This window comes from Chryseobacterium sp. TB1-D10, assembly GCF_059803555.1.
In genome coordinates, this window is the sequence record NZ_JAPFHB010000007.1 from 1 (window position 1) to 22,409 (window position 22,409).

Consider the following 22,409-nt stretch of genomic DNA (forward strand, 5'->3'; position numbering starts at 1 on the left):
CCGTTAAACCTGAATCTGGCTTCATCTGAATCTTTGGAAATCTCCTGGCAGGACAACGCTGGAGGCAATGCCGAAAGGGAAAATGACCTCGTTCAGATCCTTATCTCTGCAGAAACCGAAAACCAGTCTTATTTTGTAGAAAATGCAGCTAAACGATCAGACGGTTCTTACACCGTAAATCTTCCGGTCAATTTCCGGAATAAGACGCTTCACGCCTGGATCGCATTCCGATCTGCAGACGCAATGCTGGCTTCCAATTCTCAGTATGCAGGAAGCATCTCATAACAACAGTCAGCCGGAAGATTTTCTTCCGGCTGCTTTTAATATTAAACTTTGTTAAAAACTTGTTATTTTAAATTTTTATAACATATTTTTGTATTGTTATTGATTCAGTCTATCAATTTTTGAAAATAACTTTAGTTAAACTAATAATTATAAAGCTTTAAATTTTATTATTATGACAAACTCTTACGAAGGTATTTTCGAAAATAATAAGAAATGGGTCGAAGGCAAATTAAAAGCCGATCCCAACTATTTTCATAAACTGGCGAAAACGCAGCATCCGGATTATCTTTACATAGGATGTTCGGACAGTCGGGCAACAGCAGAGGAGTTGATGGGTGTAGGACCAGGCGAAGTTTTTGTTCACAGAAACATTGCCAATGTAGTCAACACACTGGATATGAGTTCTACAGCAGTGATTCAATATGCAGTTGAACATCTGAAAGTGAAACATATTATTGTTTGCGGACATTATAATTGTGGTGGCGTAAAAGCAGCAATGACGTCTCAGGATCTTGGACTTTTGAATCCTTGGCTGAGAAATATAAGAGATGTTTACAGACTTCATCAGGAGGAATTAGACTCGATAGATGAAGATAAAAAATACGATCGTCTTGTGGAACTGAATGTTCAGGAGCAATGCATCAATGTAATAAAAATGGCCTGCGTGCAGGAACGTTATATTTTGGAAGAATATCCGATTGTTCATGGTTGGGTGTTTGATCTTAGAACCGGGAAGATTATAGATCTGGAAATCGATTTTGAGAAGATTTTGAAAGACATCCAGAAAATTTATAACCTGACAGATTCTGATTGGGTAATGAGCAAAAAGAACAACAAAAATCTGAGTTAAGATTGATATATGAAGTTTTGGAGCATAGTAACATTAACGATTTTTCTCAACTTTACGGCACTTCCAGGAGTAGCCGCATTGTTCGGTTGGGAACTGCCGAGAACCAATGTTATCGTGAACGAAGAAGAAACCCACGCCAACACTTTTGTCTTATCAGAAAAGAATATTCCTAAAACTTTGGACATTCATGATTTTTTGAAATTTTATGAATCTGTTCCTCAAAAAAATACAGCAGTGAACTGGGAAGTCAACATTTACTTTTCCCCTTTTCTCAGTATTTTCTCTCCTCCTCCGGAAGCTTAATTTATACTGCGTTTTTCTACAAACGTAAGTTTTTAGTTTGCTGTTCTATTTACAGCAGGCTCTGTTCGGTATTAAGTCAATCAACATTTTTTAGAATAATTGATACTAGCAAGTACTTATATTTTAAAGTACTTCATTCGGGCCATTAGCAAAAAGCTAACTGCTGGGAGCTAATTATCAGTGACTTCTGCTATACTATTATGCAAAAATCAAAATCTTTGATTGGAGGGATCAAAGAAAATTTTCCTTCCGGTCTAGTCGTTTTTCTTGTGGCATTGCCACTTTGTCTTGGGATCGCCTTAGCTTCAGGAGCGCCACCACTTTCCGGCGTCATTGCGGGTATTGTTGGAGGCATTGTAGTCGGACTTATCAGTAATTCCAATGTATCAGTTTCCGGTCCTGCAGCAGGTTTGACGGCAATCGTATTGGTTGCTATTACAGATCTTGGCGCATTCGAGCTGTTTCTCTGTGCGGGAATTATAGCCGGGGTTTTACAGTTAATTCTAGGATTTGTCCGGGCAGGAAGTATCTCGAATTATTTCCCGAATAATGTTATCGAAGGCATGCTTGCCGGGATTGGGATCATTATTATTTTAAAACAAATCCCGCACGCCTTGGGTTTTGACAGCGATTATGAAGGGCACGAATCTATTTTCGACAAAGGCCTTAATTTCGGATACTTCTCAGAATTGTTTGGTGCTATAAATCCCGGAGCAATTGTGGTAACACTGGTTTCTGTAGGTATATTATTGGCTTGGGATCACGTGACTGTTCTTAAGAGACTCAAACTTCTGCCAGGAGCCTTGGTAGCGGTAATAGCAGGAATTCTGCTTAATGAATTTTTTAAATTCACAGGAAGTTCATTAGCCATCTCCGATAAGCACCTTGTTACATTGCCTACGCCATCATCATTGGAAGATTTTAAAAATCTGATCACGTTTCCGGATTTCAATGGCTTTACAAATCCTAAAGTCTGGATTGCTGGTGCAACCATTGCTATTGTCGCGTCAATAGAAACACTACTTTGTATAGAAGCTTCTGACAGACTGGACGTAAGACGCAGAATAACTGATACCAACCTTGAATTAAAAGCTCAGGGAATTGGAAACCTTATCAGCTCTTTCATCGGAGGATTGCCAATGACTTCTGTTGTAGTAAGAAGTTCTGCCAATGCCAACGCTGGTGCAACATCCAAACTATCTGCAATCATTCATGGTGTTCTACTGCTAATATGTGTCTTGACGATTCCTTTTATATTAAATCTAATTCCATTGGCAACTCTGGCCGCTGTTTTAATTTTAGTTGGGTATAAGTTGGCAAAACCAGCCACTTTCAAACATTTTTGGCACAATGGGAAATATCAATTCATCCCTTTCGTAGCAACAGTGGTAGCTGTAGTAGGCACAGATTTATTAAAAGGTGTGGGAATCGGATTACTGATTTCTATTTTCTATATCCTTCAGGGAAATATGAAAAGAGCTTATTACCTCAGCAAAGAAACCCTGGATGATGCAGACGAGATCACGATAAAACTGGCAGAGGAGGTTTCTTTCCTGAATAAAGCAGCCATCAAGAAAACCTTGAAAAACGTAAAATCAGGCTCAAAAGTTATCATTGATGCAAAAACAACCTCTTATATCACGACCGATGTTCTGGAGATGATCCAAGATTTTGCCAATGTAAGAGCGAAGGAAGAAGACATAGAAGTGGAACTGATTGGCTTCAAAACGTCTTACAGAGACTATGCAAGTGACGAAGATTCGCACGTAGTGATTACTCACAAAAGAGCGATGTGATTTTAGCTCAGCAAGTTCAAAAAAACTTGATTGGAATAATTAAATTTACTTTAACAATAAACACAATTTTTAATTTTTAAATAAAAAATATGAAAGCACATACATTTGAAACACAAACGACCATTACACCTGAAAAAGCATTAGATATCCTGAAAGAAGGTAACCAAAGATTTGTAAATAATCTGAAGGCAAACAGAGATCTACTGGCTCAGGTAAATGACACGCGTGCAGGACAATGGCCATTTGCAGTGATTTTGAGTTGTATAGACAGCCGTACATCTGCAGAATTAATTTTCGATCAAGGTTTGGGCGATATTTTCAGTGTGAGAATCGCCGGTAACTTTGTGAATCAGGATATTCTGGGTTCTATGGAATTTGGCTGTAATGTGGCAGGTTCCAAACTGGTTGTAGTCCTGGGTCACACAAAATGTGGCGCGTTAAAAGGCGGATTGGACGCAGCAGCAATCGAAGGTCTTGGGATGGATAATCTGAATCATTTGATTGGACATTTTGATCACATCATCAAGGATATTATTCATGAAGGTGAGGAACGTTCATCTAAAAACGAAGATCTTCTGGAAAGACTAAACCAAAGCAATGTAAGAAATGCTCTGGACGAGATCCGAAGCCAAAGCTCAACACTTAAAAAGCTTGAGGACGAAGGCAAAATCAAAATCGTTGGCGCTAACTACGATGTAGAGACTGGCGTCGTGACCTGGATATAAAACATCTTTTTTTCATACAATTAATTAGGTTCGTAGGCCGGGTAATTTATTTATCCGGCTTACTTATTTGTATTCAGGTTATACGCCAAAAAAATTGTAAAAATTTACGTTATGTCATCTGAAACTTGCATTTAATGTAATGATCGCAAGTATAAGTAGTTTTTTTTGATTATATTTGAAGAAAAAGCTATGAAAAAACTTCTACCCATTTCTATTTTATTCTTTGGAATTACATCTGCACAAAACTATGGTCTTAACGAAAATTTTGAGACTGAAATCAATTCAGTTCGTTGGTCCAAATTAGATTTGGACGGCGACGGCAAGACTTGGAAGCTCACCTCTTCGCAGAACTGGACTTCGGGTCTGGGATTCAATGGTTATGTCTATGTCTCCGATTCTTATGACAGTGTTAATAACCAGCCATTAAATCCGGATAATGTTTTGGTTTCGCCAACATTTATATATGAGGCTCCTCGTATTAAAAATGCTAATGCATTATTGGGCATTTCATTTAGAATATCGGCTTCTGATCCGGTAAAATTTTCAGAGACATATGCAGTATATCTTTTGCCAGCCAATCAAACATTTACCGGAACAGAAACACCAATCTTTTTTGAGACTTTAACTTCTGGAACGACGTCCAAATCAGTTTTTGTAGAACACTGGAATTGGGATAATATAGGGCAGGAAGTGAAATTGTACTTCCGCCACTACAACAGTCAAAATCAAAACGCTTTGGTAGTAGATGAAATAGTAAATTATAATTTTACAATGTCTGTAAGTGATGTGGTTTACAAAAATAAAACTGTTATTTTCCCTAATCCGGCTAAGCGTTTCATTAAAATCGATTTGAAAAACGAAACAGTACAAAGCGTAGAAGTAATAGATGTATCTGGCAGGAAATGTGATATTAAATTAAATAATAATGAAGTAGATGTTGAAGGTTTAAACTCCGGGATATATTATATTAAAATAAATACTAAAAATGCTTCGTACATCAACAAATTTATAAAAGAATAATTGCGGAAGTTACTTCCCATTGAAACCTGTCATTGTATTTTGAATGCCTGCAAATACAAACGATAAAGCGGCTTGAGAAAACTTTTCGATTCTTTCGGAAAGTTTTTCTTTTTCAGCCTCATTCCATTGCCCCAAAACATAATCTACCTGCTGACCTTCTTTGAACTCGGCTGCGATGCCGAAACGAAGTCTAGTATAAAGATTGGTATTAAGAACGGCTTCGATATTTCTAAGTCCGTTGTGTCCGCCGTGGCTTCCCTTCATTTTCATTCTTAATGAACCAAAGGGCAAAGCCAAATCATCTGTAATGATTAAAATATTTTCCAATGGAATGTTTTCTTTCTGCATCCAGAATTTGACCGCGTTTCCGGAAAGATTAACGTAAGTATCCGGCTTCAGAACGAAGACTTTTCTGCCTTTGTATTTACCTTCTGCCAAAAGCCCAAAGTTAGAAGATTTGAAAGGTGCTTCTATCTTCTCGGCAATCTTTTCAGCCACCTTGAAACCGATGTTGTGTCGGGTTTCTGCGTACTCTTCTCCTTTGTTGCCGATGCCGACAATAAGATATTTCATTAATTATTGGTATTCAAATTTTGTTAGGACGTAAGTGGTAGAGACAGAAGTCGGGTAGCCATCTTTGTCGTAGATATAAGTTGCCGTTTGAGTGTCTTCCATATTTGTACCTCCCAGATTAAATATAACATTCACAGTTGCAGAATTATTTTTCGCAAATCCTGTAATACTGCTGGCATCAGCCTCTGCATGAATTGTCGAGATCAAAAAATCTTTTGGTAACAAGTTATACGGATTGATCTTATTATCGTAGTTCGAAAGATTGACAGTCAATTCGATTTCCTGTAAAAAATCAAATACCGGTACAGGTAATCCAAGATCCATCGAAGATTTGAAATGCCATTTTGAAATGTTATTTCCTGTGTAAGAAAGGTTGGATACAAAGTTGGCAACTATGCCGGTGTTAGCCTCATTATATATATCTTCTTTTATCACAGAAGGCCATCCGTTGGAAGCATAGGTAAGGTTGGCAATACTTTTTATAGAACCACCGCTTTCCGTATGTGTCACATTCAGTTTAGTGATTTGATTATTAGTATAAACCGGAACGATTTCTTCCGTACTAATAGTTCCCAGATTATTTTCTGTTCTGATAACTTTTAAGATATTACCGGAAGGCTGATAAGTAATATTTATTTTAATACTGCCATCGTCTGTTGCTACACCAGTTAATTTTTTATCGGCATTATAGGTATAGTTGTATACCAAAACATCGCCTTCATCATCTATTGTTACTTTTTTCAGTAATTTGCTGGGAGTGTTTCCTGGTTCCCCAGTTCCGGGAATTGTAGTAGTCGGATCATAATCTACACCTTGCAAAAAGTCACCGTTTGCGTCCTGATTCGGAACACAAGATGACAGCATCAATATTCCGAAGATGAGTGAGAAATAATATAGTAAGTTTTTCATTGTTTGATTTTCTATTTGCAAAGTTAACTTTTTAAAATAAATTTTGGGATTTCAAATTTTTAAATGAAGATCAGCTACTTATAATCAAAATTCTCTACAGAATTCTGGTTTTTAAGTTTGCTAACTTCTTCAATGTAAATCTTCAGTTGTTTTTCGGTTAGATTTCCGTTTCTCTTGTAGATATCTGTTCTTCTTTTGACTTCAGAATCATAATATTTTTTGAATCCGTCATTGGTTTCATACTTTCGCCACAAAGTATAATATTCGCAGACATTTCCTAGAAGATCATTGATTTCTTCAGTTGTCCTTTCATCCACATTTTTACCTAATGATGTTACGGAGCAATACATCGGCATTTCATCCGTCTCTACCTTTTTATAAAAATCTTTGTATTTATCATCAATCAAATATTCTATCTGTTCTTTATTAAAATAAATATCTTCATTAATGTCTTTCAATGTTGCAAAACTGGCAGCGCTGTTATTTTTATTAAAAATATAATTGGCATAAACTACAACTTCTCCTTTTCCCAAACCTGGCGAAATACCATAATGTTGCGAAAGATAAAAAAGCGCCGGTTCGGAATAATCGATTTGGTCTTTCAGATTGGCGACGAATATTTCTATTCTGATTCCGTCTTTGTCTGTTGCAATCCGTTTTTCAAGATCTTTAAAGGTTCTGTAATCGTACAAAGTATCCGAAGCTTTTTTGAAAGTCCGGATCGGAGATTCTGCGCTGTAGGTTGTAAATCCACTGGCAGCCACATATTTTTTGTTGTAAAGGACGCCATCCATCCGGTACATGTTTTTCCGGTAAGCGTAGTAGAAATTGATGGTATTTCTAATGAATCTTTTTTGAGAATTAAAATCAATGGAATAAACAGGAACGCTCTTGTCTTTAGAATTAAATCTTATCGAGACGCCGCTCAAACTATCATCCTCACTCAGAAAAGTCATCTCTTTGTCATAATGGTATTTCAGAATCTGAGCATCGCAAAAAGCTGCTATCATTAGGAATAGCAATAGAATAAATTTATTTTTATTAAAATATTTGTTCATTAATGATTTAAAATTCGATTCAAAACCAGATTCACCTCATCCACATTTTTCACGTTATCTTTCCGCATCATCAGCTGGTTGTTCTTTTCTTTTAACGTAGCTTCTTTCGGATTTTGTGTGAGGTAAGCAATTATTTTTTTGAATTTATCACTTTGATAGAATTTGTCCTGAGGATTTGCCGGGAAGTAACCGAGAAATACTCTGTTCTTTACTACTAATTTCTCAAAACCAATTTCCGCAGCCAGCCATTTCAATTCTACAGATTTCAATAGATTAATCGCTTCATCAGGCAATTCTCCGAATCTATCTTTCAATTCATTTTCGAAGTTTGCAAGGTCAATTGCATTATTGATTTCAGCTAATTTTTGATATAATGACAATCTTTCCTCAGTCGAACTCACATAATGATCCGGAAGCATCAACTCCAAATCTGTATCAATATTGACTTCTTTATTAGATTTAAATAATTTCTGACGATCTTCCTCATTTTCAAAAAGGTCTTCAAAATCCTCATCATCTTTCAATTCTTCCAAAGCCTCCTGCATCATTTTCTGATACGTTTCAAATCCCATTTCGTTGATGAAACCACTTTGTTCTGCTCCCAACAAATCGCCCGCACCACGGATTTCCAGATCCTTCATCGCAATCTGGAATCCACTTCCAAGGTCAGAAAATTGCTCAATTGCCTCCAATCTTTTTCTCGCATCGGAAGTCATCATATCAAACGGCGGTGTGATGAGATAACAAAACGCTTTTCTGTTGCTTCGTCCAACTCGTCCACGCATCTGGTGAACATCTGCCATTCCAAATCGGTGAGCATCATTAATGAAAATCGTATTCGCATTCGGAACGTCAACACCACTTTCTATGATGGTAGTAGCGACCAGAACGTCATATTTTCCATCCATAAAATCAAGGACATTTTGCTCCAATTGTTTGCCTTCCATCTGTCCGTGACCAATCACAACTTTCGCATCCGGAACCAAACGCTGAATCAATCCTGCAATATCTTTCAGGTTTTCAATTCTATTATTAATGAAATAAACCTGTCCGTCACGCTGAAGTTCATATGAAACCGCATCACGAATAATTTCCTCACTGAAACCGATGATACTCGTGTCAACCGGCTGACGATTTGGTGGTGGTGTTTTGATGACCGAAAGATCTCGTGCAGCCATCAATGAAAATTGCAAAGTCCTTGGAATAGGGGTTGCAGTCAATGTCAGTGTATCTACATTGGTTTTCATCGTCTTCAGTTTATCTTTTACAGAAACGCCGAATTTGTGTTCTTCATCAATAATCAATAAACCTAAGTTCTTGAATTTCACTTTCTCCGAAGCCAATTGGTGCGTTCCAATCACGATATCCACTTTTCCATCTTTCAATCCGGCTAAAGTTTCGGATTTCTGTTTCGCCGTTCTGAATCTATTCAAGTAAGAAATATTAACCGGAAAATCTTTCAATCTTTCTTTAAAACTTCTGTAATGCTGGAAAGCCAGAATCGTCGTCGGAACCAAAATCGCCACTTGCTTGCTGTCCGTCGCCGCTTTGAAGGCCGCACGAATCGCAATCTCCGTTTTCCCGAAACCTACATCACCACAGATCAAACGGTCCATCACGCCTTCGTCTTCCATATCGCGCTTCACATCAAAAGTCGCTTTTTCTTGATCCGGCGTGTCTTCGTAGAGGAAACTCGCTTCCAACTCATTTTGAAGATAAGAATCCGGTGAATATTGGAAGCCTTTCGCGGTTTTTCGTTGCGCATAAAGCTTGATCAAATCAAATGCGATCTGCTTGACTCTTGCTTTTGTTTTTTGTTTTAAGGATTTCCATGCTGGCGAACCGAGTTTGCTGAGGACAATTTCCTTTCCGTCTGGTCCGTTGTATTTTGAAATTTTATGAAGAGAATGGATACTCACATAAAGCAGATCACCATTTTTATAAGTCAGTTTGAAACATTCCTGGATTTTCCCATCATTATTGACCTTCACCAAGCCCATAAATTTTCCAATCCCGTGATCGATATGAGCAATGTAATCGCCGATTTTTAAAGACATCAAGTCCTTTAAAGTCAGCTGTTCGGATTTCGCAAACGTATCTTTGGATTTGTAACGCTGATAACGGTCAAAAATCTGATGATCCGTATAAACCAAAATTTTATGATCAAGATCCACAAATCCTTGATGAAGTTCGGATTTGAAACTTTTAAATGGAATCTGATGTCCCAATTCTTCAAAGATCGATTGCAATCTTTCCCTTTGCTTTTCCGATGAGAAAGAGATCCACGTATCAAAACCGAGAATTTGTTTTTCCTTAAGGTCATCAATCAACAATTCGAAATTCTTGTGAAAACTTGGCTGTTGCGTTTGGTTGAGTTCCAGATTTTTATTTTTTGGAAGTACAAAAGGTTGCGAACTGAAATCAATCGTTTTGAATTTGATCAGTTTATTCTGGAATTCGTTTTCAGAAATGAATAATTCTTCGGGTTTTCTATGGCTGATTTCTTTGCTTAAAGTTTCGAACTTCTCAAACGATTTCTCATAGAAACTCTTGACTTTTTTCACACCAAGAAACAGGTTCTTTGAAACAATTAAACTGTCATTAGAAAGCAATTCGAAGAATGAAACTTTGTTCCCGGAAACCGAAAAATTCATATTGGAAACCAACTGAAATTCAGTGATTTTGTCTAATGAAAGCTGAGATTCTATATCAAAGGTTTTGATGCTTTCTACCTCGTTTCCGAAAAATGTGATCCGGAAAGGTTTTTCATTAGAGAAAGAAAAAACATCCACAATTCCACCTCGGACAGAGAATTCTCCAGGCTCGGAAACAAAATCGGTTTGATTGAATTGGTAATGATTCAGCAACTCATCCACAAAATCAAAATCCAATTGGTCGCCAACTTTGATCTGATGAGAAATAGCCTTGAAGTCTTCTTTCTTCAACACTTTTTCGGACAATGCGCCAACAAAAGCAACGATGACTTTCGGAGATTTGCCGGAATTAATTTTATTAATAACTTCCGTCCTCAAAACCAAATTGGCATTCTGCGTTTTCTCGACTTGATAAGGTTCCAGATGTGTTGCCGGGAAATAAAGCACGTTTTCTTTTCCCAATAAATCTTCCATTTCCGAATTGACATACAGCGCATCTTCCTTATCATCAATAATGAAAAGAATATTTTTTTTGTGTGTCAAAAACAATTCTGCCGTGAAGATAGAAACCGCTGAACCCGCAGTTCCTTTTACAGAAATATGTTGATTGCTATCTAATTGTGAAAATATCTCACTTCCAAACTCTTTCTTGAGCAAATCGGGAAGCAGATTTTCATTGATTTTTTTTAATTCCATTCTGAAATATATGTAAACAGGAAAACGATTCCGAGCTAGTTCCCGGAATCGTAATTCTTTGCAAAATTACGAAATTTAATATTCAATAATAATTCATCTCCGTGATTTTGAGGATGAAAAATTAAACATTAATTTAGTCAAAAATTAAACCATGAAATCAAAATTTATTATTGGTTCCTCAACTCTCGTCCTACTGTTGACAGCTATCAGCTGCGGCCAGGATTATGTAGACAATTCCAGAATCTATGTAGAGGGGAAAATCACTTCTCAGAATCAATCTGTCGACAATGTTGCCGTCAGTTTGGAAAACTCCTATTATGTTCTTTCAAAAACCAATACCGGAAACGATGGCTCTTTCAGATTAGGCGGACCAGACGCAACCGATGAGACGGAATTGGTCTTAAACAAAAAAATCCTCAGTTTCTCTGCAGACCGTCAGGGTTGTGTTTTGCGCAACGATTCACTGTCCATCATCTTACCGGAAGATAGAAATTATGTTAAATTTTCTAACATTACAATTGAATAATGAGAAAAATTATATTATTAACCGCATTTTCATTCTGCGTGTTTTCATTTGCTCAAAAAGCAAAATGCACTTTGGGCGTGAACGGCGTAGGTATTTTCCCGATGGGCAATAATTACCTGAAAGATGGCGTCGAAAGTTTTGCTGGCGTTGGCCTTACCTTTCAAACCATTTTCCGAAACAATATGGGATTTGGAATAGAACTCAACCGGTCCTTTTCTGATGTGAAAAACAAAAGCATCTATGGCGAACTTGACAGTCCACGACTTACGAATATAGGCGCGTATTATATTTACAAATATCCGTTTACCAATTCTTTAGGTGTCCAAGGACAAGTTGGGTATAGCTTGATGGCACTCACAAGTCAATCCAGCAATTGGTCTAATACTTATACAGAAAATGCCAGTGCTTTTTTCTTTGGAACGGAGCTTTCTTATCATTTTCCGAAGGCTAAAATTGTAGAAATCTATGCCTCTCCAAAACTATATTTTTTTGACTCCTTGGTCAAATTTGAGGAGAAGAACATTGACAGATATTATTCCAGAGCGGCTTTGCTAAATATCAATGTTGGCGTAAGAATCTATTTGAACTAAATAATTTCGGTAATAAATATTATAATTAATTAACTTTACGTTCTTTAATAAATAAAACTTTGAAGTTTTCATTTAAAATATTATCCGTTATTGGTTGGATGTGCGTTCTTTTCACACAATGCAAGGATGACGATGCCAATATTTTCCGTGCTTATGTGGAGGGAAAATTTACTTTTTCTGATGCCAAATTATTAGGAGAGCCAATTCATCTTGTGGTTGATAAAAAAATCATTGCAGAATCTTTTGCAAAAGAAAGCGGAAGTTTTGTCTTGGCCGGACCTTATGACAAAGGCGCTTACAAACTTCAGCTGAAAAGTTTTAAAATCAAATCTTTTTCTACCGAAACCGTGGGTTGCAAAATTTCTCCAGATTCCCTCAGTATAGAGATTCCAAACGGTGTGACTTATGTTATCTTTAATGACATTACTTTGAAATGATGAAGAGATCTATTTTATTTTTCATTGTCGTTTTTTCGATTTCGGTTTCTGCGCAGCGGAGAAAACAGGATTGGACAGAACAAGTAAGGTTCTCTGTAGATCCGCACTTGAAGGTAATGACATCGATGGGTAACAATTTCTTGAGCGATGCTTTTGGATATTTCTACGGTTTTGGAATTGGACTCAATACCAATCTTTACAAGAATTTTGGTTTGGGTGTAGAATACACATATTTTCTCGCAACTGTAAAAGACCGTGACAGGTTTGGTTATCTCGGTGCACCGTCAATGAATAATTTTGACTGGTATGTTTTTCATAAAGATAAAATCACGGAAGATTTTTTCGTAGAAGAAATTCTGGGTTACAGCACTTACCGGATCAAAAGTCCATACCTGGATAATTCTGGAAAATTTTCAGAAGGCAGTGGCGGACTTAATTTGGGAGGCAAAGCGATTTATGTTCTGGATGTAGAAGGCGTTCAGGAAGTTGTTTTTGGTGCAAAGCTCAATTTCTACAATGCCAAAATCGGAAATCAAAATCCGGATATTGAAAAATATTATTCTAAAGCGACATTACTGAACATCAGCCTTGCTTACCGATTCAATTTTTAAGGAGATTTTAAGCTATTATAATTTCTGGTTAAAGTTTTATATTTCTCATTTTTAATCAATTATTACTATAAATTTGTTAAACCAAAACATCACAGACATGAAAAATCTATTGACAACATTACTGCTCACTTTCGGGCTAGGAATGGTAACAGCGCAAGCTACACCAGCTGCAACGGTAGCAAAAAAAACAACTCAGAAAACTGAAACACAGGCGAAAAAAGGCGAAGCAAAAATTGAAAAAACAGCAACCGCAGCAACTGTAAAAATGAAAAAAGACGGCACGCCGGACAAACGATATAAAGCCGCCAAAACCCTGAAAAAGGACGGAACGCCAGACAAGCGATATAAGGCTAACAAGTAATTTATCTCGCTCTTTTTAAGAGAAGGATAATTTAATTTTTCATAACTTTTATTTTTTTAAGACTTTGCAAATTTTGTAAAGTCTTTTTTTTGGTTCACGATTTGATTATAAATTATGACCAATCTAAAAATAATCTGCTATGAGTAATCCAAAACCAATGCTTACACTTTCTCAAGTCATGGAAAATTTGAGAAAAAAAGGAATAACCGAAGAATTACGAATGACCGATGAGAAAAAGTTTGTCATCAATGGTACGGAAAAATCATATCAACCAAGTGATTTGAAGATAATCAAAACCTACAGATTCGAGGGTGCAAGTGATCCCGGTGATAATGTTGCGTTGTATCTTGTGACAGACCATTATGATAATAAAGCAATGATAATAGACTCTTACGGGGCAAACAGCAATTATGACGGTCCTGAATTTGATGAATTTCTGAAAAGCATTCCCGAAGAAGAAATTAAAGAAGAATATGATTTCTAAAAAATTACTTTTTTAGTTTTTTATAGAAACCTTGTCTTTTAACAGACAAGGTTTTATTTTTTTAAATCTTGATAATAAGTAAAGTTTTCTTCAAACCATCTTCAATTCCTTTCCAATAGAAGTTAAAGAACGATCTTTCTTTATTTCTCTCAACATAGATGTCCACAGATTCCGGGAATTTCTGAGAATCCTTTTTCACTAGAAGATTCGCAACACCGGACAGGAATTTCTTTTTTTCTTTGGTGTCTTTATCCAGCAAATTCACTTTCAGATCTTTGTGTGTGATCTTGAATTTTCCATTCATAATATCATTATTTCCTTTGAAATTATAATTGAGACTTGTAATAGTTCCGGTCGCAGTGATATTCATATAAGGTTTGATGAATGGATTGATGTCGTTTGCCGGCAGATCATTAATGTAACCGCCAATTGTGAAATTATCCCGAAGATCCGAGGTATCAAAGTTCCAATTGACTTTCATCGGAGAAACGCCCATAAATTTGCAATTGATGACAATCGGAACTTTCGTATTGGCGCCTTTCTTTTTATTGGAATTTAGATTTTTGACATTCATATTAAAATTGGTGAAAAAAACTTTTCCAGGCCCATTATTGTCCGGCTTGTCTTCTTCATAGACCAATTTGGAGTTTACAAGATCCAGATTATCAACAATTAAAGGGAATTTTATATTTCTGAGAACTTTGGAATAGAGCAATTTTTCTTTTGGATTATCCTTCGGGATTTTGCTTCGGAAAATATTAGCGTCTACATTATGAAGTTTCGCGGATTTCAAATGAAGGTCGAGTTCTTTTTCAAAAGTCCAATCGACGCCGGAGAGTAGAATTCTGTTTGCCGAGATATTAAACTGATCATCTTCCATCGGAATTGTTCTCACAAACTCGGCACGCGACATTTTTGGAATCAGTTTAAAATTCACCAAATCAATTAATTGCGAAGACATATTGAAGCTTGACAAACTGAGATTGTAATATTTCCCCGAATCGTAAAAAAATGTGTTTCCAACAATTTTATAATCAGTGAATTTGAAAGGCAGTTTGTTTTTCGAAGTTTCCTCATTCATTACCAAATCTTTCATATTTGCGTCAAATTTCGCTAGAGAAAGTGATTTTTCGCCATTCAATTTTAACATTGATAATTTTCCATTTTTAATATCAATATTGCTGAAATTGAAATCGATTCCTTTTTTCTTAAGATTTGCTTTGATAATTTTCTGATCACGATTTTGGATCACGAATTCCGGATCAATAAACTGCGCATTTTTTAGATTCAATTTGGTCTTATCGAAAACCAAATCAGTGAAAGAAATTTTCTTGCTTTTAATACTGAAAAGACTTTTCTGCTTTGTAAAACTCTTTTCCCAATCTTTAAAATCCAAAACAGATTTCAATTCAAAATCATTGATTTCCAATTGGCCATTATTGGTTTTAATATCCGAAGAATTAATCGTATAAACATCATTGATTCTGGCGAAGAAATCTTTTGCTGTGATTTTGTAGCTATCAAGGGCAAAAGGTAATTCCTCCGGATTATCGTTCAGACTTAGGTTTTTGATTTCAAGATTCAGATTCTTCGCGGCGAAAACTTTTGAATGGTCTGGTTTAATAACTTCGATGTTTCCCTTAATAATATCGACATTTCTGATGAGAAAAGGCATTTTCTTTTTGACTGAATCCACCGTTTTCGGATTTGCCAATGCAATCTTAAGTCTGGGATTAGTTAGCGTTACAGAATTGGTATTGATCTGATTATTTTTAATTAAATCTATAATTCCTAATCTACTGATGTTCAAATCACTTATAAATCCATCGATAGCTAAGACATTTTTGTCTTTCGGATTTTTGGATTTAATTAGAACATTATTTGCCGAAATACTTCCGCTGAGAATTTCGACATTCAACGTTTTATAAGTAATTGCGTAAGGTGTTTTATTTTTGATATAATCCGGAAGTTGATACTTGAGCCAAAGGCTGAATCCGACATTCACTATTAATATGAGAAGCAAGACACTTCCGATAATAATTCCGGTAACTTTTAAAGTTTTTTTCATCTAATTTTTTCTAACTAATTGATTACTAAAAACCGTTCCAACTTTACACTGTCAACTCCACCACATAACCTTCGTGTCCTCTTACATTAATGAAATCATCACCTTCAAAAGCAAGATATTGCCCTTTGATTCCCTTCAAAACCCCATTGAATTCCGGTTTTTTGTCCAGCGTGAAAACATTGATCTTCTCCGGTTTTTCATAAGGAAAATCTAGTTTGATGATATTGTCATCGCTTACAGCAAACTTTTTGAAATCGTTGGGGAAATAGTCTGCAATCTTGTTTCGGAAGTCGATCAGATCTAGTGTATCTTCATAATCATCCAGAAGCATTTTCTTCGGATTGGTTTTGTCGGCAATGTGTTTTTTGAGTTCCACCTCTATCATTCCTGCTTCGTAGCGGTTTTCGGTAATGGCAATCGGCAAGGCGAAAGTTGCTCCCTGATCTATCCATCTTGTCGGAATTTGTGTTTCCCTCGTTACACCAACTTTCACATCGCCCGTGTAAGCCAGATAAACAATATGCGGAACCAGTTGGATTTGTTTCTCCACTTCCAAATCTCTTTCTCCAACGCCAAGATGCGCTGTGGACAATTCCGGACGGATGATTGTGTCACTCGCATACGGACTTTCGAAAAAACATTTTTTGCAGAAACCCATTCGGTAGATTTTCTCATCGCGGCCACAGTTCACACATTCGTAGCCAACGTGTCTGATGTTTAGATTCTTACCAAAAAGCTGATTCATATTGATGAGGTCGCCATTCAGGTTTAGATAATATTGGATTGGTTTTCCATTTTGAGAAATCATTTTCAGGATTTGTCCGGTAAACTGCATTTTGTAGTGGATTTGAAATTGGGATTAAAAGTAAACATTATTAATCAATTTTTAAATCAGACATGGATTAATTGTTTGAAATAAACTTTTGATAATTGGCAATTTAATTTAAAATGATAAATTTGCACCAATTAAAAACATTTTTATGAAAAATATTTACGCATTACTGACTTTCCTAGTAGCAACGTTTGCTTATTCTCAGACAACCATCTATTCAGAAAGTTTCGGAACACCTTCAGCCACAACTCTATTAACCGCTTACACAGGTTATCAGAATAGTTCTCCAATTACCTATTCCGGGACGGCAGATGTACGAACATCCACACCTTCGGATTATGCTGGTGCAAGTGCAGGCGGGTGTGTCTTTATTGGCGCAGTAACCACTGCTTCCGGAACACCCATCAAAACGCTTATCATTAGCGGAATCAACACGTCAAATTACACAAATCTTGCTCTATCCTTCGGACATCAAAAAGGTACAAATGCGAGCAGCAACGAATTGAAAGTTGAAGTAAGTTCTAATGGAACAGACTGGACACCGCTTACTTACACAAGACCTACAGGTGCAGGAACTTCCACATGGCTCGTAGTAAACCCAACTGGAACAATTCCTTCCACATCTACGCTTTCTATCAGATTTTCCAATCCTGCAGATTCTAATGTAGGTTTCAGAGTAGATGATGTAAAAGTAACAGGGAGTGGAACTTTAGCTGTAAGTAATGTGAAGAAAGGACATTTCAATATTTACCCAACTGTTGTAAGCAATGGTATGATCTGCATTACTTCTGAAGGTAATAAAACTAAAAAAGTAACTGTCTATGATTCTGCCGCAAGACTTGTAATAAGCAGAGGTACTGAAAAGGAATTAAATGTTTCACAGCTTGCAAAAGGAACTTATGTAATGAACATCGAAGAAAACGGAGTCGTTGAATCAAAAAAGTTTATCATTAAATAAAATAATCAGTCAAATTGTAAAAGAATCTCCTAATTAAGAGATTCTTTTTTTGTTTAATTCTTATCTTCGCAAGACAATGGATGTTATGAATTATCTTATCACTGGCGGAAGTGGCTTTATTGGTTCTCATTTGGTAGAGCAACTTTTGAAAAATGGACATTCTGTCATTAATATTGACAACTTCGATAATTTTTATGATTATAAGATCAAAGTTCAAAATACTTTGGAATCTTTAGGTTCAAATTCAGAATTTAATTTTACAGAAAAAGAAAATGATATTCGAAATTTAGCAACTCAAACTAAATCAGATAATTATCAACTTTACTATCAGGATATTCGGAATAAGAAAGGCTTGGAAGAGATTTTCCGCAATCATAAGATTGATTTGGTAATTCATTTAGCGGCTTTAGCAGGCGTTCGTCCTTCCATTGAGCGACCTTTGGAATATGAAGAAGTCAACATCCGAGGAACTCAGAATCTTTTGGAACTTTGCAAGGAATTTGGAATAAAAAAATTCGTTTGCGCTTCATCATCAAGCGTTTATGGAAATAATGAGAAAATTCCGTTTGCAGAAACGGATAATGTTGACAATCCTATTTCGCCTTACGCAGCGACAAAAAAATGTGGCGAAATTGTAGGTCATGTTTATCACAGCCTGTATAAGATTGACATCATTCAACTAAGGTTTTTCACGGTTTACGGTCCAAGACAAAGACCAGATCTGGCAATTCACAAATTCACGAAACTGATTTCAGAAAATCAAGAAATCCCTTTCTATGGCGATGGTTCTACGGCAAGAGATTATACATTCATTGATGATATTATTGATGGAATCTTGAAATCAATCAAATATCTTGAGACGAATGAGAATGTTTATGAAATCATAAATTTGGGTGAAAGTGAAGTTGTAACGCTTTACGAAATGCTATCAGTCTTAGAAACCACAATAGGCAAAAAGGCAATCAGAAAAATGTTGCCAATGCAGCCCGGCGATGTGCAAAAAACCAATGCTGACATTACCAAAGCAAAGACATTGATTGGATATGCGCCAAGTACAAACTTCCAAAATGGCATAAAAAAATTTGTGGAATGGTTTTTGGGAAATCCGCAGTATTAAGCTACGAATGCAACCGAATTTAAATATTAAATAAAATAATTTTTAAATATTGTTGAAAATCAGTAGAAAAGTGTATAAAGTATCACCTAATTTTTTACTTTTGCAAAAAATTTAAATTATGTATTGGACATTAGAATTAGCATCTTACCTTAGCGATGCACCTTGGCCGATGACCAAGGCAGAATTGATTGACTACGCTATCAGAACCGGAGCGCCTATGGAAGTTGTAGAAAACCTACAAGCCATCGAGGACGAAGGAGAAATCTATGACGCGATAGACGAAATCTGGAGTGACTATCCTACAGACGAGGATTACCTCTGGAACGAAGACGAATACTAAGATAGCATTTGGCTGATGGCATTTTGCGGTTAGCCTTTGAAAATAAAATTATTAATGCGATTAGCCAAAAGCTAGTTGCCAAAAGCTGAATAAATGAGTTTTTTAAATACAGTTCTTAAAAGTTTTTTGGGAGACAAAAATGCAAAAGATCTTAAAGAAGTAAAAAAAGTTGTCGCAAAAATTAAAACAGTAGAATCTGGAATCCAAGCATTATCTGATGATGGACTGAGAGATAAAACTGCAGAATTTAAAGATAAAATAAAATCTGCAACTGCTAAGTTTACAACCCAAATCGAAGAAACTAAAGAGCAGATAAAAGACTCAACCAATGTTGACGAAAAAGAAGCACTTTTTACCAAAATCGAAACGCTCAAAAAAGAGTCTTACGAAGTTGAAGAAAAAGTATTGGCTGAAATTCTTCCGGAGGCATTTGCTTTGGTAAAGGAAACATCCCGTCGTTTGGCGCAAAACGGAGAAATCCGCGTAACAGCTACAGACAGAGATCGTGAACTGGCAGCTACAAAAGATTTTGTGGCTCTGGAAGGCGATATTGCTGTGTGGAAAAACCATTGGGATGCAGCAGGAACACCTGTAGTTTGGGATATGGTTCATTACGACACACAGTTTATCGGTGGAGTTGTACTTCATCAGGGTAAAATTGCTGAGATGGCAACGGGAGAAGGAAAAACGCTTGTTGGAACTTTACCAATCTATCTTAATGCACTTCCTGGTCGTGGTGTTCACGTTGTAACGGTGAATGACTATCTGGCGAAACGTGACTCCGCCTGGATGGGACCTTTGTACGAATTCCACGGACTGAATATCGACTGTATCGATCTTCATCAGCCAAACTCAGACGCAAGAAGAAAAGCATATCAGGCAAGCATCACTTACGGAACGAATAACGAATTTGGTTTTGATTATCTTAGAGATAACATGGTGACTTCTCCAACTGAATTAGTTCAGGGTGAATTAAACTTTGCTATCGTAGATGAGGTAGATTCTGTTTTGATAGATGATGCAAGAACGCCATTGATTATTTCCGGTCCGGTTCCACAAGGAGACAGACAGGAATTTGATGTTCTAAAACCTTCTGTTGACAGAATCGTAGAAGTTCAGAAAAAAACAGTTTCAGTTCTTTTTAATGAAGGAAAAAAACTAATTGCTGCTGGAAAAACCAAAGAAGGTGGTTTCAAATTATTGCAGGCTTACAGAGGTCTTCCTAAAAACAGACAATTGATTAAATTCTTGTCGGAAAGCGGAAACCGTGCATTGCTACAAAAAGTTGAAGGCCAGTATATGGCAGACAACAACCGTGATATGCCGATCGTAGATAAGGATCTTTATTTCGTCATCGATGAGAAAAATAATCAAATTGATTTGACCGATAAAGGTGTTGAATATATGTCTGCTGGTAATGAAGATCAACAATTCTTTGTACTAACGGACATCGGAACAGAGATCGCTGAACTTGAGAAGAAAAACCTTTCGAAAGAAGAAGAATTTGCTGCCAAAGAAGAATTATACAGAGATTTCTCTATCAAATCTGAGCGTATTCACACTTTAAATCAGTTACTTAAAGCTTATACATTATTCGAAAAAGATGATGAATATGTGGTAATTGACGGCGAAGTGAAAATCGTTGACGAGCAAACTGGCCGTATTATGGAAGGAAGACGTTATTCCGACGGACTTCACCAGGCAATTGAAGCGAAAGAAAATGTAAAAATCGAAGCAGCAACTCAAACGTTTGCGACGGTTACTTTACAGAACTACTTCCGTATGTACAACAAACTGGCTGGAATGACCGGAACTGCGGAAACAGAAGCTGGAGAATTCTGGCAGATTTACAAACTGGATGTAGTGGTAATTCCTACCAACAGACCAATCCAAAGAGATGACAGACAGGATTTGGTTTTCAAAACCAATCGTGAAAAATACAATGCAGTAATTGAGGAGATCGAAAAATTAGTTGCCGCTGGAAGACCTATTCTGGTTGGTACAACTTCCGTTGAGATTTCTCAATTATTGTCAAGAGCCCTTCAATTAAGAAAAATCCCTCACAATGTTTTGAATGCGAAACTTCACAAGAAGGAAGCAGAAATCGTAGCTGAAGCTGGTGGCGCTGGTGTTGTAACTATTGCAACCAATATGGCGGGTAGAGGAACAGATATCAAACTGAAAGGCGAAGTAAAAGCCAACGGTGGTCTTGCGATCATTGGAACAGAAAGACACGATTCGCGTCGTGTTGACAGACAGTTGAGAGGTAGAGCAGGTCGTCAGGGAGATCCTGGAAGTTCTCAGTTCTATGTTTCTTTGGAAGATAACTTGATGCGTCTGTTCGGATCCGAAAGAATTGCGAAAATGATGGACAGAATGGGTCATAAAGATGGCGAAGTGATTCAGCACTCTATGATTTCCAAATCTATCGAAAGAGCGCAGAAGAAGGTGGAGGAAAATAACTTCGGTGTCAGAAAAAGATTGTTGGAGTATGATGATGTAATGAACAAACAGCGGGACGTGATCTACAAACGTAGAAAGAACGCATTGTTCGGAGATCACCTGAAATATGACATCGTGAATATGATCTATGACACCGCTGCAGCAATTGTTTCTCAGCACAAAGCAACCGGAAATTATAAAGATTTCGAATTCGATATCATTAAATATTTCACAATGGAATCGCCTGTAACGGAAGCAGAATTCTCAAGCACTCAGATTCCTGCGCTTACAGACTTGGTTTTTAAAGCTGCAAAAGAAGATTATGATTTGAGATTGAATCTTCTGAAAGAAAATGCTTATCCAATTATTGAGAATGTTTTCCTTAACCAAGGATCAATGTTCAAAATGATTCAGGTTCCTTTCACAGATGGAACTAAGACGATGACGATCGTCACCGACTTAAAAGAAGCTTACGAAACCAAATGTGAATCGCTGATCACAGATTTTGAAAAGAATATTTCTTTATCAATCATTGATGAAAACTGGAAAACACACCTGAGAGAGATGGATGACCTTCGTCGTTCTTCCCAAGGTGCAGTTTATGAGCAGAAAGATCCATTGGTAATTTACAAGCAAGAATCTTTCTTCCTTTTCAGCGAAATGGTAGAAAAAGTGAATAAAGAAATCGTCTCTTTCTTGTACAAAGGTGAGATTCCTGCATAAGGAGATTGCAATATAAATAGAAAACCCGTTGATATTCAACGGGTTTTCTGT

22 protein-coding genes are annotated in these 22,409 nt (G+C 36.7%); 16 read left to right on the forward strand and 6 right to left on the reverse strand.

Features of this window, described 5'->3' with window-relative positions:
- The 6 genes from OPU68_RS10430 to OPU68_RS10455 all read left to right on the forward strand — a co-directional run.
- The coding region (locus tag OPU68_RS10430) for a DUF6266 family protein (protein ID WP_498473924.1) at positions 1 to 285 on the forward strand (285 nt) is incomplete at its 5' end.
- Positions 286 to 457: 172 nt separating this feature from the next.
- Positions 458 to 1,135 (forward strand): carbonic anhydrase, encoded by a 678-nt coding sequence (locus OPU68_RS10435; protein ID WP_498473925.1) that lies wholly within the window; start codon positions 458 to 460, stop codon positions 1,133 to 1,135.
- Positions 1,136 to 1,144: 9 nt separating this feature from the next.
- Positions 1,145 to 1,438 carry a hypothetical protein gene (locus tag OPU68_RS10440; protein WP_498473926.1) on the forward strand — a complete coding sequence of 98 codons (294 nt, stop codon included), beginning with the start codon at positions 1,145 to 1,147 and terminating at the stop codon, positions 1,436 to 1,438.
- Positions 1,439 to 1,638: 200 nt separating this feature from the next.
- On the forward strand, positions 1,639 to 3,234 hold the full coding sequence (locus OPU68_RS10445; RefSeq protein ID WP_498473927.1) for a SulP family inorganic anion transporter: 1,596 nt from the start codon (positions 1,639 to 1,641) through the stop codon (positions 3,232 to 3,234).
- An 89-nt stretch (positions 3,235 to 3,323) separates the two neighbouring features.
- Complete coding sequence (locus tag OPU68_RS10450; RefSeq protein ID WP_498473928.1) at positions 3,324 to 3,959, forward strand: carbonic anhydrase; 636 nt, start codon at positions 3,324 to 3,326, stop codon at positions 3,957 to 3,959.
- Between the two features lie 189 nt (positions 3,960 to 4,148).
- Positions 4,149 to 4,979: a T9SS type A sorting domain-containing protein gene (locus tag OPU68_RS10455; protein WP_498473929.1), complete on the forward strand. Its 831-nt coding sequence runs from the start codon at positions 4,149 to 4,151 to the stop codon at positions 4,977 to 4,979.
- 9 nt (positions 4,980 to 4,988) lie between these two features.
- Here OPU68_RS10455 and pth read toward each other — a convergent pair whose 3' ends face one another.
- From pth to mfd, 4 genes are all read right to left on the reverse strand, one after another.
- Positions 4,989 to 5,552: an aminoacyl-tRNA hydrolase gene (gene pth, locus OPU68_RS10460; RefSeq protein ID WP_498473930.1), complete on the reverse strand. Its 564-nt coding sequence runs from the start codon at positions 5,550 to 5,552 to the stop codon at positions 4,989 to 4,991.
- A 3-nt stretch (positions 5,553 to 5,555) separates the two neighbouring features.
- Positions 5,556 to 6,461: a hypothetical protein gene (locus OPU68_RS10465; RefSeq protein WP_498473931.1), complete on the reverse strand. Its 906-nt coding sequence runs from the start codon at positions 6,459 to 6,461 to the stop codon at positions 5,556 to 5,558.
- A gap of 74 nt (positions 6,462 to 6,535) precedes the next feature.
- Positions 6,536 to 7,471, reverse strand: coding sequence for a hypothetical protein (locus tag OPU68_RS10470; protein WP_498473932.1), 936 nt, complete (start codon positions 7,469 to 7,471; stop codon positions 6,536 to 6,538).
- Between the two features lie 47 nt (positions 7,472 to 7,518).
- Positions 7,519 to 10,869 carry a transcription-repair coupling factor gene (gene mfd / locus OPU68_RS10475; protein ID WP_498473933.1) on the reverse strand — a complete coding sequence of 1,117 codons (3,351 nt, stop codon included), beginning with the start codon at positions 10,867 to 10,869 and terminating at the stop codon, positions 7,519 to 7,521.
- 151 nt (positions 10,870 to 11,020) lie between these two features.
- Between mfd and OPU68_RS10480 the strand changes: the two genes are divergently transcribed.
- The 6 genes from OPU68_RS10480 (at position 11,021) to OPU68_RS10505 (ending at position 13,878) form a co-directional block, all read left to right on the forward strand.
- Complete coding sequence (locus tag OPU68_RS10480) at positions 11,021 to 11,395, forward strand: hypothetical protein (RefSeq protein ID WP_498473934.1); 375 nt, start codon at positions 11,021 to 11,023, stop codon at positions 11,393 to 11,395.
- Positions 11,395 to 11,985: an outer membrane beta-barrel protein gene (locus OPU68_RS10485; protein ID WP_498473935.1), complete on the forward strand. Its 591-nt coding sequence runs from the start codon at positions 11,395 to 11,397 to the stop codon at positions 11,983 to 11,985. Before OPU68_RS10480 ends, OPU68_RS10485 begins: the two co-directional genes overlap by 1 nt.
- 59 nt (positions 11,986 to 12,044) lie before the next feature.
- Positions 12,045 to 12,422, forward strand: a complete 378-nt coding sequence (locus OPU68_RS10490; RefSeq protein ID WP_498473936.1) for a hypothetical protein — start codon at positions 12,045 to 12,047, stop codon at positions 12,420 to 12,422.
- Entirely contained in the window at positions 12,422 to 13,033 is a 612-nt protein-coding gene (locus OPU68_RS10495; RefSeq protein WP_498473937.1) for a hypothetical protein, read from the forward strand. The genes OPU68_RS10490 and OPU68_RS10495 overlap by 1 nt, the downstream gene beginning before the upstream one ends.
- A gap of 97 nt (positions 13,034 to 13,130) precedes the next feature.
- Complete coding sequence (locus tag OPU68_RS10500) at positions 13,131 to 13,394, forward strand: hypothetical protein (RefSeq protein WP_498473938.1); 264 nt, start codon at positions 13,131 to 13,133, stop codon at positions 13,392 to 13,394.
- Positions 13,395 to 13,533: 139 nt separating this feature from the next.
- Positions 13,534 to 13,878 carry a hypothetical protein gene (locus OPU68_RS10505; protein ID WP_498473939.1) on the forward strand — a complete coding sequence of 115 codons (345 nt, stop codon included), beginning with the start codon at positions 13,534 to 13,536 and terminating at the stop codon, positions 13,876 to 13,878.
- Between the two features lie 61 nt (positions 13,879 to 13,939).
- Here OPU68_RS10505 and OPU68_RS10510 read toward each other — a convergent pair whose 3' ends face one another.
- Positions 13,940 to 15,946 (reverse strand): AsmA family protein, encoded by a 2,007-nt coding sequence (locus OPU68_RS10510; RefSeq protein ID WP_498473940.1) that lies wholly within the window; start codon positions 15,944 to 15,946, stop codon positions 13,940 to 13,942.
- Positions 15,947 to 15,989: 43 nt separating this feature from the next.
- On the reverse strand, positions 15,990 to 16,781 hold the full coding sequence (locus OPU68_RS10515) for a DUF2797 domain-containing protein (protein ID WP_498473941.1): 792 nt from the start codon (positions 16,779 to 16,781) through the stop codon (positions 15,990 to 15,992).
- Between the two features lie 145 nt (positions 16,782 to 16,926).
- Between OPU68_RS10515 and OPU68_RS10520 the strand changes: the two genes are divergently transcribed.
- The 4 genes from OPU68_RS10520 (at position 16,927) to secA (ending at position 22,358) form a co-directional block, all read left to right on the forward strand.
- Entirely contained in the window at positions 16,927 to 17,736 is an 810-nt protein-coding gene (locus OPU68_RS10520) for a T9SS type A sorting domain-containing protein (RefSeq protein ID WP_498473942.1), read from the forward strand.
- A gap of 85 nt (positions 17,737 to 17,821) precedes the next feature.
- Positions 17,822 to 18,853 (forward strand): GDP-mannose 4,6-dehydratase, encoded by a 1,032-nt coding sequence (locus OPU68_RS10525; RefSeq protein WP_498473943.1) that lies wholly within the window; start codon positions 17,822 to 17,824, stop codon positions 18,851 to 18,853.
- A 118-nt stretch (positions 18,854 to 18,971) separates the two neighbouring features.
- The gene (locus OPU68_RS10530) at positions 18,972 to 19,193 is read left to right on the forward strand and encodes a DUF2795 domain-containing protein (protein WP_027382805.1); all 222 of its coding nucleotides are present in this window, start codon (positions 18,972 to 18,974) and stop codon (positions 19,191 to 19,193) included.
- A 93-nt stretch (positions 19,194 to 19,286) separates the two neighbouring features.
- Positions 19,287 to 22,358, forward strand: coding sequence for a preprotein translocase subunit SecA (secA, locus tag OPU68_RS10535; RefSeq protein WP_498473944.1), 3,072 nt, complete (start codon positions 19,287 to 19,289; stop codon positions 22,356 to 22,358).
- Positions 22,359 to 22,409: the final 51 nt, after the last annotated feature.